Origin of the sequence: Scandinavium sp., assembly GCF_036271055.1 — a bacterium.
In the GTDB taxonomy this organism is placed as follows: domain Bacteria; phylum Pseudomonadota; class Gammaproteobacteria; order Enterobacterales; family Enterobacteriaceae; genus Scandinavium.
Genome location: NZ_DATBBJ010000027.1, coordinates 67,184 through 81,453, shown reverse-complemented (window position 1 = coordinate 81,453; position 14,270 = coordinate 67,184). Strand labels below are relative to the sequence as shown.

Here is a 14,270-nt window from a genome sequence, read left to right as displayed (position 1 = left end):
ATGAAATTACTGATCCTTGGCAACCACACTTGCGGTAACCGTGGCGACAGCGCCATTTTGCGCGGCCTGCTGGATGCCATCAATACTCTGAACCCTGACGCGGAAGTGGACGTCATGAGCCGCTATCCGGTCAGTTCATCCTGGTTGCTGAATCGCCCGGTGATGGGCGACCCGCTGTACACGCAGATGAAACAGCACAACAGCGCGGCGGGCGTGATGGGACGCGTGAAGAAAGTGCTGCGTCGTCGTTACCAGCATCAGGTGTTGCTCTCCCGCGTGACCGACAGCGGCAAGCTGCGCAATATTGCTATCGCACAGGGCTTCACTGATTTTGTCCGTTTGCTCGGTAACTATGATGCGATTATTCAGGTCGGCGGTTCGTTCTTCGTTGACCTCTATGGCGCGCCACAGTTTGAACATGCGCTGTGTACCTTTATGGCGAAAAAGCCGCTGTACATGATTGGTCACAGCGTCGGCCCGTTCCAGGATCCGCAATTCAATCAACTGGCGAACTATGTTTTCGGTCAGTGTGATGCGCTGATCCTGCGTGAATCCGTCAGCCTGAATATGATGGAGCGCAGCGACATTACCACCGCCAAAGTGGAGCAGGGCGTTGATACCGCCTGGCTGGTCGATCATCACGACGAAGATTACACCGCCAGCTACGCCGTCGAACACTGGCTAAACAAGATTGGTCAGCACAAAACCGTCGCCGTCACTCTGCGCGAACTGGCACCGTTTGATAAACGCCTCGGCACCACTCAGCAAGCGTACGAAGAAGCGTTTGCCGGCGTGGTGAACCGCATTATCGACGCCGGGTATCAGGTGATTGCGCTTTCGACCTGTACTGGCATCGACAGCTACAATAAAGATGACCGCATGGTGGCGCTGAATCTGCAAAAACACATCAGCGACCCATCGAAGTACCACGTGGTGATGGATGAGCTGAACGACCTAGAAATGGGTAAAATTCTTGGCGCTTGCGACCTGACCGTTGGTACACGCCTGCATTCAGCGATTATCTCAATGAATTTCGACACGCCAGCCATTGCCATTAACTACGAGCACAAATCTGCCGGGATCATGCAGCAACTGGGGATGCCGGAAATGGCGATGGACATTCGCCATCTGCTGGACGGCAGTTTGGGCTCGATGGTTGCCGATACGCTCGGACAGCTTCCGGCAATCAACGAACGTCTGCGTGTGGCGGTGAAAGCTGAACGCCAGAACGGTTTGCAGATGGTGAAATCCGTGCTGGACCGCATCGGGGAGGGGAAATGAAGGTTGGTTTCTTCCTGTTAAAATTTCCGTTGTCGTCTGAAACCTTCGTTTTAAATCAGATCGTGGCGTTTATCGAAATGGGCTATGAAGTGGAAATTGTCGCGCTGTTGAAGGGCGACATGACTAACACTCATGAGGCCTATACGCGCTACGGTCTGGCGCAGAAAACCCGCTGGTTGCAGGATGAGCCTGCGGGGAAACTCGCCAAACTGCGTTATCGCGCATTTAGCACCCTGAAAGGATTGCACCGCGGTGCGACCTTCCGGGCGCTGAACGCCAGCCGCTATGGCCATGAAGCTCGCCACCTCATCCTTTCCTCGATTGTGTCGCAAAACCCACAGCCGTTTACTGCCGACGTCTTTATCGCGCACTTTGGCCCGGCGGGTGTCACCGCTGCCAAACTGCGCGAGCTGGGCGTTTTACGCGGAAAAATTGCCACCGTATTCCACGGGATAGACATCTCCAGTCGCGAGGTGCTCAGCCACTACACGCCGGAGTATCAGCAGTTGTTTCGTCGTGGGGATGTGATGCTGCCGATAAGCGATTTGTGGGCCGGTCGCCTGCAAACCATGGGCTGTCCGGTGGAGAAAATCGTGGTGTCGCGGATGGGCGTCAACATGGAACGCTTTGCGCTGCGCCCGGTGAAAGCGCCGGGTGAGACGCTGCAAATCATTTCCGTAGCCCGTCTGACCGAGAAAAAAGGGCTGCACGTGGCGATTGAAGCCTGTCGTCAGCTCAAAGAACGCGGCGTGCGGTTCCATTATCGCATTTTGGGGATTGGCCCGTGGGAGCGCCGTCTGCGTACGCTCATCGAGCAGTATCAACTCGAAGATGTCATTGAAATGCCGGGCTTTAAGCCGAGCCACGAAGTGAAAGCGATGCTGGACGAAGCCGACGTCTTCCTGCTGCCGTCGATCACCGGGGCAGATGGCGACATGGAAGGCATTCCAGTTGCCCTGATGGAGGCTATGGCGGTGGGTATTCCTGTTGTTTCAACCGTACACAGCGGCATTCCTGAACTCATTGATGCCGGGGAATCCGGTTGGCTGGTCCCGGAAAATGACGCCGCTTCGCTCGCCGACAGGCTCAACGCACTTGGCGCTGTTGACCGCCAGGCATTGCAACCCGTCGTGACTAAAGCGCGAGCTAAAGTCGAATCTGAATTCAACCAGCAGGTGATTAACCAACAGTTAGCCAGCCTGCTGCAGACGTTGTAAACGAGGTCGCATGACGGATAAAAAGTATTCCCTTTCACGCCGCTCCTTCCTTGGGGCCAGCTCTGCGCTGGCCGCACTGCCTCTCATCAACATGCCTGCCGCCCGCGCATTAGGGCGAAATGAGGCCGTTGATATCCGCAATTACAATCCCGGTAACGACTGGATCCGAGCATTTAATGATGCGTTTAAAGACAGCGATGTGGTTGAAGTCCCGAAGGGTGTGGTGTGTGAAAACATCAACACCGGGATAATCATGCCTGCGGGCAAAACGCTGCTGGTTTCCGGGGCGCTTAAAGGCAATGGTCGTGGACGATTCGCGTTACAGGATGGCTGTAAAATTGTCGGCAAGAGCGGCTGCCTGGACAATATTTGCCTGGATGTTCGTGGTTCCGACTGCGTGATTCAGGGCGTGACGTTGAGCGGTTACGGCCCTGTGGCGCAAATCTATATTGGCGGTAAAGACAAGCGCACGATGCGTAATTTGCTTATCGACGATATCACCGTTACAAAGGCCAATTACGGCATTCTGCGGCAGGGGTTTCATAACCAGTTCGACGGCGTAAAAATTACTAACGGTCGATTCATCGAGTTACAAGGCGATGCCATCGAATGGAATGTGGCGATCAACGATAAGAACATTCTCATCTCCGATCATGTGATCGATAACATCAACTGCACCAACGGCAAAATCAACTGGGGCATTGGCATTGGGCTGGCGGGAAGCACTTATGACAACGGCTACCCGGAAGACCAGGCGGTGAAGAACTTTGTGGTGGCTAACATCACGGGGAGCAACTGCCGACAACTGGTCCATGTCGAAAACGGTAAGCACTTCATTATTCGTAATATCAAGGCCAAGAACATCACCCCGGAGTTCAGCAAGAAGGCGGGCATTGATAACGCCACGGTCGCCATTTACGGCTGTGATAATTTCATAATAGACAACGTTGATATGGTCAGTAGCGCCGGGATGCTGATAGGCTATGGCGTTATCAAAGGTAACTACCTCTCCATCCCGCAGAACTTCAAGCTAAATGACATTCGGATGGACAATACGACGCTGCCGTACAAGCTACGCGGGATCCAGATTTCTTCGGGCAATGCACAGTCGTTTGTGGCGATCACCAATCTCAATCTGAAACGCGCGTCACTGGAGTTGCACAACAAACCGCAGCATCTTTTCATGCGCAATATCAATGTGATGCAGGACGCGGAACGTGGCCCGGCGTTGTCGATGAACTTCGATCTACGTAAAGATGTACGCGGTAAGTTTATGGCCAAGGAAGACACGCTTCTGTCACTGGCAAACATCAAAGCCGTGAATGAAAAAGGCCAGCGTTCCGTCGATATCGACCGGGTGGATCAACACACCGTGAACGCGAACGGGTTAAATTTTCGGCTGCCGGGAAGATAATTACGATGATTCCTGGAATATCGCTGCAACTCTCGGATTAAGCCCGAGGTTTTATCAAAATTTGCCAGGTATCATCAAAAAAACGTGCTGGATAAAACGTCCTGACTGGCTATAATTCTCCAACCATTCATAGGTGGACATGATAATGAGTAATTTGAAAGCAGTTATTCCGGTAGCTGGTCTTGGGATGCATATGCTTCCTGCCACTAAGGCCATTCCGAAGGAAATGCTGCCGATCGTCGATAAGCCGATGATTCAGTACATTGTCGACGAAGTGGTTGCTGCGGGGATCAAAGAGATCGTTCTGGTCACCCACGCATCTAAAAATGCGGTTGAAAACCACTTTGACACCTCTTATGAGCTCGAGTCACTGCTTGAGCAGCGCGTTAAGCGCCAGTTGCTGGCCGAAGTGCAGGCAATCTGCCCGCCAGGCGTGACCATCATGAACGTGCGCCAGGCACAGCCGCTTGGCCTGGGTCACTCTATCCTTTGTGCGCGACCGATTGTGGGTGATAACCCGTTTGTCGTCGTGCTGCCCGATATCATTTTGGACACTGCTACCGCTGACCCGATGCGTTATAATCTTGCCGCGATGGTCGCCCGTTTCAACGAAACCGGTCGCAGCCAGGTGCTGGCGAAGCATATGGAAGGGGATCTCAGCGAGTACTCCATCATCAAAACCAAAGAAGCGCTGGAAGTGGAAGGTAAAATCAGCCGTATCGTTGATTTCATCGAAAAACCTGACCAGCCGCATACCATGGATTCTGATTTAATGGCCGTTGGGCGCTATGTGCTGTCAGGTGAAATTTGGGCTGAACTTGAGCGTACCGAACCGGGAGCCTGGGGCCGCGTACAGTTAACAGATGCCATCGCAGAACTGGCGAAAAAACAGTCTGTTGATGCAATGCTGATGACCGGCGCCAGTTTCGACTGCGGCAAAAAAATGGGCTATATGCAGGCGTTTGTTCAGTATGGACTGCGCAACCTGAAAGAAGGCGCGAAGTTCAGAGAAAGCATTAAGAAGCTGCTGATTGACTGATCCATAAGGCACAGAGTGCCAGACTTAAACGGCAGGGGGAGGTTATGAGCGTAGAGGATGCGTTCATAATGTCACTGCCGTTTTTCCGTTTAAAATCAGCAGCTAAAACGGGTAGTTCGAACCGCAAATTTGTATCAATTCACAGGGATTTTCCCTTGTTTTGAATGGTGTTTAAGACCACAATAATGGATTAGATTTACATGCTAGATGGATGGATTTTAATCATTCGTCTGGGACACATACTGACATTACGTGCAGTGCACTGGTAGCTGTTGAGCCAGGGGCGGTAGCGTTGCTTGCAGGGCACTAAGCAAACAAGTAATTGATAGAACATTCGAATTCTTATTTACCTATTATAGATTAAGAGCGATATCTCACGTGAAAATTCTCGTTACCGGCGGCGCAGGATTTATTGGTTCTGCAGTTGTTCGACACATTATTAATAATACTCAAGATGAAGTCGTTAATGTCGATAAATTGACCTATGCAGGCAACCTTGAATCTTTGTCAGATATTGAAAATAGCAACCGCTATTATTTCGAACAGGCTGATATATGTGATGCTGAAGCAATGGCGCGTATTTTTTCGGAACATCAACCGGATGCAGTCATGCACCTTGCTGCTGAAAGTCATGTTGATCGTTCGATCACCGGCCCGGCAGCTTTCATCGAAACTAATATCGTCGGGACTTATGTGCTCTTAGAAGCGACGCGCAAATATTGGTCGGATCTAGATCCTAAGACAAAAGCGAAGTTCCGCTTCCATCACATCTCTACTGATGAGGTCTATGGCGACTTACTTCATCCGGATGAAATAGCACAAGGTGAAGAACTGCCGCTATTTACCGAAACAACCGCTTATGCGCCGAGTAGCCCTTACTCTGCCTCAAAAGCGTCGAGCGATCATCTGGTGCGTGCATGGTTACGCACCTACGGTTTGCCGACTATCGTAACTAACTGTTCGAATAATTACGGCCCATACCATTTCCCTGAAAAACTTATCCCGCTCGTTATTCTTAATGCGCTCGAAGGGAAAGCGCTGCCGATATACGGCAAAGGCGATCAGATTCGTGATTGGCTCTACGTAGAAGACCATGCTCGTGCGCTCTATACCGTGGTTACACAAGGTGTGAAGGGCGAAACGTACAATATCGGTGGTCATAATGAAAAGAAAAATCTCGATGTTGTGCATACCATCTGCGATCTGCTTGATGAAATTGTGCCGAAAACGGGTTCCTACCGTGACCAGATTACTTATGTTACCGACCGTCCAGGACATGACCGTCGTTACGCTATAGATGCCGATAAAATCAGCCGTGAACTAGGTTGGAAGCCAGAAGAAACCTTTGAAAGTGGGATTCGTAAAACGGTCGAATGGTATCTGACCCATTCTCAATGGGTTGAGAACATTAAAAGTGGCGCCTACAAAACCTGGATTGAGCAGAACTATGAGGACCGCAGCTAATGAACATTCTTCTGTTTGGTAAAACGGGGCAGGTAGGCTGGGAACTGCAACGTGCGCTTGCGCCGTTGGGGAATCTTATTGCAGTTGATGTCCATTCAAAGGAATACTGTGGCGATTTCAGTAATCCTCAGGGCGTGGCGGAAACTGTTCGAAAAATTCGACCCGACGTTATTGTTAATGCTGCGGCGCATACTGCGGTGGATAAAGCGGAATCTGAACCTGAGTTCGCACAGTTACTCAATGCAACCAGTGTTGAAGCTATTGCAATTGAAGCAGCAAAAATCGGCGCCTGGGTTGTTCATTACTCAACTGATTATGTTTTCCCTGGTACGGGAGAGACCCCGTGGCTTGAGACAGATGCGACTGCACCGCTTAATGTATACGGCGAAACTAAGCTGGCGGGTGAAAAGGCGGTTCAGGAAAATTGTCCAAAACATCTTATCTTCCGGACCAGCTGGGTTTATGCAGGCAAAGGCAATAATTTTGCTAAAACCATGCTGCGCCTGGCAAAAGAACGTGCAGAGCTGTCGGTGATCAACGATCAGTTTGGCGCCCCGACCGGCGCAGAGCTACTGGCGGACTGTACTGCACATGCCATCAGTGTTGCGATGAATAAACCGGATGTTGCAGGCCTTTACCATCTCGTGGCTTCGGGTGTAACGACATGGCATGATTTTGCTGCCCTGGTGTTCGATGAGGCACGCAAAGCAGGTATCAAGTTGGCACTTAACAAATTGAATGCACTCGACACCAGTGCTTATCCGACACCTGCCCGACGCCCTCATAACTCCAGGCTGAATACGCAAAAGTTCCAGCGTAATTTTGATTTGACGCTCCCGCACTGGGAAATGGGCGTTAAACGTATGCTGGCAGAGTTGTTTACGACGACAACAATCTAAATATAAAAAAATGCCTGGTCATGGCATTTTGTGCATAAAGAGATGATGAAATGAATACGCGTAAGGGAATTATTCTTGCTGGTGGGTCGGGTACTCGTCTTTATCCGGTAACGATGGCCGTGAGTAAACAACTTCTTCCGATCTATGACAAGCCTATGATCTACTACCCGCTCTCAACATTAATGTTGGCGGGCATTCGAGATATTCTCATCATCAGCACACCGCAGGATACACCTCGTTTTGAACAATTGCTGGGCGATGGTAGCCAGTGGGGGGTTAGTCTTCAGTATAAAGTGCAGGCAAACCCAGACGGACTGGCGCAGGCCTTTATTATTGGTGAAGAGTTTATCGGCAATGATGACTGTGCACTGGTCTTGGGCGATAACATCTTCTATGGCCACGATCTCCCAAAACTCATGGAAACGGCCATTAGCCAGGAGCGTGGTGCAACTGTATTTGCTTATCACGTAAAAGATCCGGAACGTTACGGGGTTGTGGAATTTGATAAAAGCGGTACGGCAATCAGCCTTGAAGAGAAGCCAGTTGAACCTAAAAGTGACTACGCCGTAACAGGCCTCTATTTTTACGACAACAGCGTTGTTGAAATGGCGAAAAACCTTAAACCTTCTGCACGTGGTGAATTGGAAATCACGGATATTAACCGTATTTACCTTGAGCAGGGGCGCTTATCGGTTGCCATGATGGGGCGCGGATACGCTTGGTTAGACACGGGAACACATCAGAGTCTGATAGAGGCCAGCAACTTTATTGAGACGATAGAAGAGCGTCAGGGGCTGAAAGTATCCTGTCCTGAGGAGATTGCTTATCGCAAAGGATTTATTGATGCTGAGCAGGTGAAAATATTAGCTGCGCCTTTGTCGAAAAATGCGTATGGGCAATATCTTCTGAAAATGATTAAAGGTTATTGATTGATGAACGTAATTAAGACTGATATTCCGGATGTTCTGATTTTTGAACCTAAAGTCTTCGGTGACGCCCGCGGCTTCTTCTTTGAAAGTTTTAGTCAAAAGATTTTTGAAGAAGCTGTTGGACGTAAAGTTGAGTTTGTGCAGGATAACCATTCTAAATCAGCGAAAGGTGTGTTGCGTGGACTTCATTACCAATTAGAACCTCATGCGCAGGGTAAGCTGGTTCGCTGCATTGCCGGCGAAGTATTTGATGTGGCGGTTGATATTCGACAATCGTCACCGACGTTCGGTCAATGGACCGGTGTCATTCTCTCTGCTGAGAATAAACGACAGCTTTGGATCCCTGAGGGATTTGCACATGGCTTCATGGTACTGAGTGAGTCGGCTGAGTTTGTTTACAAAACGACTAACTATTATTCTCCTGAACATGATCGTGGCATTCTTTGGAGTGACCAAAGGATAGGCATTGAATGGCCGTTAAATATTGAACTAAACTTATCACAAAAGGACCAAGCTCAGCCGTTATTTAATCAGGCTGAATATTTTTAACGATGTCAGATGCATCTGTAATTATCTAATGTATAGAGTGTAAATTATGTTTAACGATAAAGTAATTTTAGTAACTGGTGGTACTGGCTCGTTTGGTAATAAATTTGTTCGTATGACATTAGAAAAATATAATCCTAAAAAGATTATTATTTATTCTCGTGATGAAATGAAACAGTGGGAAATGGCAAAGCATTTTAAAGATGAAAGCCGCATTCGTTTCTTCATTGGGGATGTGCGCGATAAAGAACGCCTGCATCGTGCGCTCGATGGTGTCGATTTCGTTGTCCATGCTGCAGCAACCAAAATTGTTCCTACCGCTGAATACAATCCGTTTGAATGTGTAAAAACAAACATTAATGGCGCGATGAACGTTATCGATGCTTGTATTGATAAAGGTATTGAACGCGTTGTTGCTCTATCTACCGATAAAGCAAGCAGCCCTGCGAATCTGTACGGCGCGACTAAACTTGCCTCTGACAAACTCTTTGTTGCCGGTAACTCATACTCTGGTGGCCACAAAACATCTTTTTCTGTAGTCCGTTACGGTAACGTTATGGGTTCGCGCGGTTCGGTCATTCCCTTCTTCCTGTCCATTAAAGATAAGGGTGAACTGCCAATCACTGATGATCGTATGACCCGCTTTATGATTACGCTTGAGCAGGGCGTTGAGTTGGTTTGGCATGCTTTTGAAGACATGGTTGGCGGTGAAATTTACGTTAAGAAAATTCCATCAATGAAAGTGGTTGATGTAGCCACATCTGTTGCGCCAGACGCGATTCAGAAAGTAATCGGTATTCGTCCTGGCGAGAAACTGCATGAGCAGATGATCAGTGCTGAAGACGCTTATTACACTTACGAATACCCTGAGCATTATAAAATTTTGCCAGCTATCCATAACTGGTGTGACACCCCAGAACGTATCAAAGACGGTAAGAAAGTACCGGAAGGCTTTGTGTACGAAAGTGACAGCAATCCTGAATGGATGAGTATTGAGGAATTGCGCCAGTGGATTGATGACAACCGCGAAAAAGTAGGCAACATCTAATGAAATTTATTCCTTATGGACGGCAAGATATCTCTGAAGAAGATATTAATGCGGTTGTTGAGGTACTGAAATCTGATTTCCTGACCCAGGGTCCTTGCGTACCTCAATTTGAGCAAGCCATCGCGGATTATGTAGGCGTGCAGCATGCTATCGCGGTGAATAGTGCGACATCCGCATTGCATATTGCTTGTCTTGCTCTGGGTCTGCAGAAGGGCGATTGGTTATGGACATCGCCTAATACATTCGTTGCGTCTGCAAACTGTGCACTCTATTGCGATGCAAGTGTTAGCTTTGTTGATATTGATCCTCAAACTTACAACATGAGCGTCAGGGTGCTTGAGGCTAAGTTGGTTTCTGCGAAAATGCGGGGACAGCTTCCAAAAGTTGTCGTTCCTGTTGCCTTTGCTGGTCAGTCCTGCGAAATGGAAGCGATCTATCGACTCTCCAAAGAGTATGGCTTCGCTATTATTGAAGATGCTTCTCACGCGATTGGTGGTAATTATCAGGGCGGTAAGATTGGCAATTCTAAATTTGCTGATATCACCATCCTTAGCTTCCATCCTGTAAAAATCATTACTACCGCTGAAGGTGGAATGGCGCTAACGAACAATGCTGAGCTTGCGGAAAAAATGCAGCTATTACGCAGCCATGGTATTACCCGTGATAGCGAAAAGATGACTAAAGAAGCCGAGGGTGGCTGGTATTATCAGCAGATAGGTCTCGGTTTGAACTATCGAATGACCGAGCTGCAAGCGGCACTCGGTGTGAGTCAGCTAAAACGGATTGATGGTTTCGTGGCGCGACGTCATGAGCTAGCTAAACGTTACCATACAGCATTTAAGGGTGTTCCTGTCACAACTCCAGTACAGGATGATGATGGATATAGTGCATTGCATCTATATCCATTAATGGTTAATGACCCAGCGCAACGTAAACCTTTGTTTGACCATCTGCGAGATAAGGGAATTGGTGTTAATGTGCATTATATCCCCGTGCATACCCAGCCGCATTATCAGCAGTTAGGGCATAAGGTCGGTGATTATCCTGTTTCCGAAGATTATTACTCACGCGCAATAAGTATCCCAATGTATTCCACGCTGAGTGATGATGAGCAAAATTTTGTTATCAAAAGCATCCGGGAGTTTTTTTAAATGAAAGTGGCAATCATTCCTGCTCGGGGTGGCAGTAAACGTATCCCGCGTAAAAATATTAAAAATTTTTGTGGGAAACCTATGATTGCCTGGTCAATCGACGCCGCTCGAAAGAGCGGGGTCTTCGATCGAATCATTGTATCGACGGATGATGAAGAGATTGCTGCGGTAGCGCGCGATAATGGTGCTGAAGTACCATTTATGCGTCCCGAAGAACTCTCCAATGATTTTGCAGGAACTATTCCTGTCATTCGCCATGCAACCGAGTGGTTGATGGAGAATGGTTGCGCGGTAGATTTTGTATGCTGCATCTATGCGACTGCACCTTTTATAAGACCAGTGGATATTGCAGGCGGATTACTTACCCTTCAAGAGCAGGGAGGCGATTATGCCTTCACGGTGGCAAGGTATCCCTATCCTATCCAGCGAGCATTGAAAGTAAGTGAAGAACAACGGATTAGTATGTTTTCACCTGACATGTTCCATGTTCGTTCTCAGGACCTTGAAGAATCCTGGCATGATGCCGGACAATTTTACTGGGGTACGTCAGAGGCCTGGCGCATTGAGAAACCCATTTTTAGCGCTGAATCATATTCAATAGAACTACCACGTGAGCGAGTACAGGACATTGATACACCAGAGGATTGGCGGGTTGCTGAATGGTTGTTCAGGGCCATGGAGTTAAAAAATGAATGTCTTTCTGCGAGTTGATTCATCTTTATCAATAGGTTCTGGTCATATTATTCGATGCCTAAATTTAGCAAGCTCATTGAGGTCGTTAGGTTTAAATTGTATTTTCGTTTCTAAAAACCATAATGGGAATATCATTCCGAAAATAGAAATCAATGGTTTTGAAACACTCGTCATTAATACCACCGTTGAGACAGATGATTACATTAGAGATGAAAAATCCTGGCTAAATGGAGGCCAGTCGGATGATGCTGAATGTTTTATTACTCTTGTTAAGCAACAAAACTGCAGACCAGATTTTATTATTGTTGACCACTACTCACTCGACAGTGAATGGGAATTACTTGTTAAAAAGCAATTTCCCTTTGCACGACTGGTCGTAGTCGATGATCTATGCAATCGTCAGCATTACTCCGACGTACTTATTGATCAAACCTTTCAGCGTGATGCACGGGAATACGCCAGATTAAATAAAAATAATGGCAAAATATTGGCCGGGACGAAGTTTGCACTTCTTAACCCAACATTTTCAGCATTAAGAGAATTATCCAAAGCGCATAAAGCCCAGGTAAAAGTACCCAGCACATTATTGGTGACAATGGGGGGAGTTGATGCTCAAAATGTAACGGGTGACGTACTGTGCTGTCTGGAAAATGGCGATTTTCCGTACATCGATAAAATCACTGTAGTTTTGGGAGCGGCCTATCCCCACCAAAACGTCATTCGCGAGCAGATAGAAAACTCAAAGTATAATGTAAATATTTTGACCAATGTAAACAATATGGCTGAACTCATGTCCGATCACGATTTCGCAATAGGCGCGATGGGAGGGACTACATGGGAACGCTGCGTGATGGGTTTACCCGCGATTAATGTTGCAATTGCAGACAATCAGTTAACTATTGCTAAAAACCTTTCAGAGATTGGGGCGATTGTTTTACATTCAGATGATATTACAGAATCTACACTTCATAATGCGTTGAATCGACTTACAACGGATTATCATTGTCAACGGCTACTGGCTATGGACATCTGCGACGGCCTGGGGCTTGCGCGGGTCACCCAAGAAATAGTATGTTTACCTGCTAAAGATGGCAAGAATGTGACACTTCGCCAAGCGACAGTGGACGATATCGATTTTGTCTATCAACTTCAGTGCGAACCAAAAACCCGTCAATATGCCCGCGATCCGGTTATTCCACTGTATGTAAATCATGTCAGTTGGATGCAAAAAAAGTTGAAGGATACTAAATCCTATTTTTACATGATTGAGCATGATACGCGCTGCGGTGTAATAAGATTAGATCCAGTAGAACATGGAAACGCGGAGCTCGAAATATCAATATTTTTGACAGATGCATGCCAAGGAAAAGGTATTGCAAGCGCAGCAATTAAGCGCGTAATTATGCTACATAATAATGTTAGTTTGCTGGCGACTGTATTGCCAGAGAATCATGCATCACAAAAGCTATTTAATTCTATCGGATTAAAGAAAATATCACCCAGCGAATATATTAGTGAGAAAAAATAATGAATGAATTTATTACTATTGATGGTCGTAAGATTGGTAAAGACCATCCTCCATATATTATTGCTGAGCTTTCGGCTAACCATAATGGTGATATTAATCGCGCATTTAAAATTATGGAAGAGGCTAAAACTGCTGGTGCTGATGCAATCAAACTTCAAACTTATCGCGCAGATACCATCACGATTGATTGCGACTCCGAAGATTTTCAAATTCACGGAGGACTATGGGATGGTCAGACGTTATTCAATTTGTATAAAGGTGCTCAAATGCCGTGGGAGTGGCATAAGCCTCTGTTCGACAAAGCAAAAGAACTTGGCATCACGATTTTCAGTAGCCCATTTGATTTTACTGCCGTTGACTTACTTGAAGAGCTAGATGCTCCAGCTTATAAGATCGCGTCATTTGAAGCTATCGACATACCGTTAATCAAGTACGTTGCTAAAACGGGCAAACCCATGATTATTTCTACGGGTATGGCTGATGAGCAAGAAATTCAGGAGGCAATTGATGCAGCTTACGAAGGTGGCTGTAAGGAGCTTGTTGTATTGCATTGCGTCAGCGGATATCCTGCGCCTGCTGAGGATTATAATTTAGCGACAATACCTGACATGGCGGAGCGATTTGGTGTTATCACGGGCCTGTCAGACCATACGATTGACAATACTACTGCAGTAGCCTCGGTGGTACTTGGTGCGAGTGTAATAGAGAAGCATGTTACGTTGGACCGGAATGGAGGCGGGCCAGATGACAGTTTTTCACTCGAACCAACTGAGCTTCGTGCTTTGTGCCGCGATGCTAAGATTGCTTGGCAGGCGTTAGGTCATGTCAATTATGAACGCAAAGAAAGTGAGAAAGGAAACGTAAAGTTCCGTCGTTCTCTTTATGTGGTTAAAGATATTAAGAAAGGTGATGCTTTCACATCTGATAATATCAAAAGTATCAGGCCGGGATTTGGTGTAGTCCCTAAATACTATGATATGTTTATCGGTAATAATGCAAATTGTGATTTGACATCTGGCCAGCCATTGAAAATAGAGTTTATTGAGTAGGGTCAGTTAGGA

Annotated in this window: 13 protein-coding genes; all 13 read left to right on the top strand. The window is 47.2% G+C overall.

Going from position 1 to position 14,270, the window contains the following annotated elements; all coding sequences use genetic code 11:
- The 13 genes from wcaK to pseI all read left to right on the top strand — a co-directional run bounded on the left by wcaK (window position 1) and on the right by pseI (window position 14,258).
- On the top strand, window positions 1–1,281 hold the full coding sequence (wcaK, locus tag VH187_RS03315) for a colanic acid biosynthesis pyruvyl transferase WcaK (RefSeq protein WP_329700056.1): 1,281 nt from the start codon (window positions 1–3) through the stop codon (window positions 1,279–1,281).
- Window positions 1,278–2,498 carry a colanic acid biosynthesis glycosyltransferase WcaL gene (wcaL, locus tag VH187_RS03310; RefSeq protein ID WP_329700055.1) on the top strand — a complete coding sequence of 407 codons (1,221 nt, stop codon included), beginning with the start codon at window positions 1,278–1,280 and terminating at the stop codon, window positions 2,496–2,498. The genes wcaK and wcaL overlap by 4 nt, the downstream gene beginning before the upstream one ends.
- A 10-nt stretch (window positions 2,499–2,508) precedes the next feature.
- Window positions 2,509–3,912, top strand: coding sequence for a colanic acid biosynthesis protein WcaM (gene wcaM / locus VH187_RS03305; RefSeq protein WP_329700054.1), 1,404 nt, complete (start codon window positions 2,509–2,511; stop codon window positions 3,910–3,912).
- A 145-nt stretch (window positions 3,913–4,057) separates the two neighbouring features.
- Entirely contained in the window at window positions 4,058–4,951 is an 894-nt protein-coding gene (gene galF, locus VH187_RS03300) for a UTP--glucose-1-phosphate uridylyltransferase GalF (RefSeq protein ID WP_329700053.1), read from the top strand.
- Window positions 4,952–5,329: 378 nt separating this feature from the next.
- A complete protein-coding gene (rfbB, locus tag VH187_RS03295) occupies window positions 5,330–6,415 on the top strand; it encodes a dTDP-glucose 4,6-dehydratase (protein WP_329700052.1) in 1,086 nt (361 codons plus the stop codon).
- The gene (gene rfbD / locus VH187_RS03290; RefSeq protein ID WP_329700051.1) at window positions 6,415–7,314 is read left to right on the top strand and encodes a dTDP-4-dehydrorhamnose reductase; all 900 of its coding nucleotides are present in this window, start codon (window positions 6,415–6,417) and stop codon (window positions 7,312–7,314) included. The genes rfbB and rfbD overlap by 1 nt, the downstream gene beginning before the upstream one ends.
- A 50-nt stretch (window positions 7,315–7,364) precedes the next feature.
- Complete coding sequence (rfbA, locus tag VH187_RS03285) at window positions 7,365–8,243, top strand: glucose-1-phosphate thymidylyltransferase RfbA (protein WP_329700050.1); 879 nt, start codon at window positions 7,365–7,367, stop codon at window positions 8,241–8,243.
- A 3-nt stretch (window positions 8,244–8,246) separates the two neighbouring features.
- Window positions 8,247–8,792, top strand: coding sequence for a dTDP-4-dehydrorhamnose 3,5-epimerase (gene rfbC / locus VH187_RS03280; RefSeq protein WP_329700049.1), 546 nt, complete (start codon window positions 8,247–8,249; stop codon window positions 8,790–8,792).
- A gap of 46 nt (window positions 8,793–8,838) precedes the next feature.
- Window positions 8,839–9,837 carry a UDP-N-acetylglucosamine 4,6-dehydratase (inverting) gene (gene pseB, locus VH187_RS03275; RefSeq protein ID WP_329700048.1) on the top strand — a complete coding sequence of 333 codons (999 nt, stop codon included), beginning with the start codon at window positions 8,839–8,841 and terminating at the stop codon, window positions 9,835–9,837.
- Window positions 9,837–10,988, top strand: coding sequence for a UDP-4-amino-4,6-dideoxy-N-acetyl-beta-L-altrosamine transaminase (gene pseC / locus VH187_RS03270; RefSeq protein WP_329700047.1), 1,152 nt, complete (start codon window positions 9,837–9,839; stop codon window positions 10,986–10,988). The genes pseB and pseC overlap by 1 nt, the downstream gene beginning before the upstream one ends.
- Window positions 10,989–11,699 carry a pseudaminic acid cytidylyltransferase gene (pseF, locus tag VH187_RS03265; protein WP_329700046.1) on the top strand — a complete coding sequence of 237 codons (711 nt, stop codon included), beginning with the start codon at window positions 10,989–10,991 and terminating at the stop codon, window positions 11,697–11,699. It begins immediately after the preceding gene.
- Window positions 11,677–13,209 carry a UDP-2,4-diacetamido-2,4,6-trideoxy-beta-L-altropyranose hydrolase gene (gene pseG / locus VH187_RS03260; RefSeq protein ID WP_329700045.1) on the top strand — a complete coding sequence of 511 codons (1,533 nt, stop codon included), beginning with the start codon at window positions 11,677–11,679 and terminating at the stop codon, window positions 13,207–13,209. The genes pseF and pseG overlap by 23 nt, the downstream gene beginning before the upstream one ends.
- Entirely contained in the window at window positions 13,209–14,258 is a 1,050-nt protein-coding gene (pseI, locus tag VH187_RS03255) for a pseudaminic acid synthase (RefSeq protein ID WP_329700044.1), read from the top strand. The genes pseG and pseI overlap by 1 nt, the downstream gene beginning before the upstream one ends.
- The last annotated feature ends 12 nt before the right edge of the window (window positions 14,259–14,270 follow it).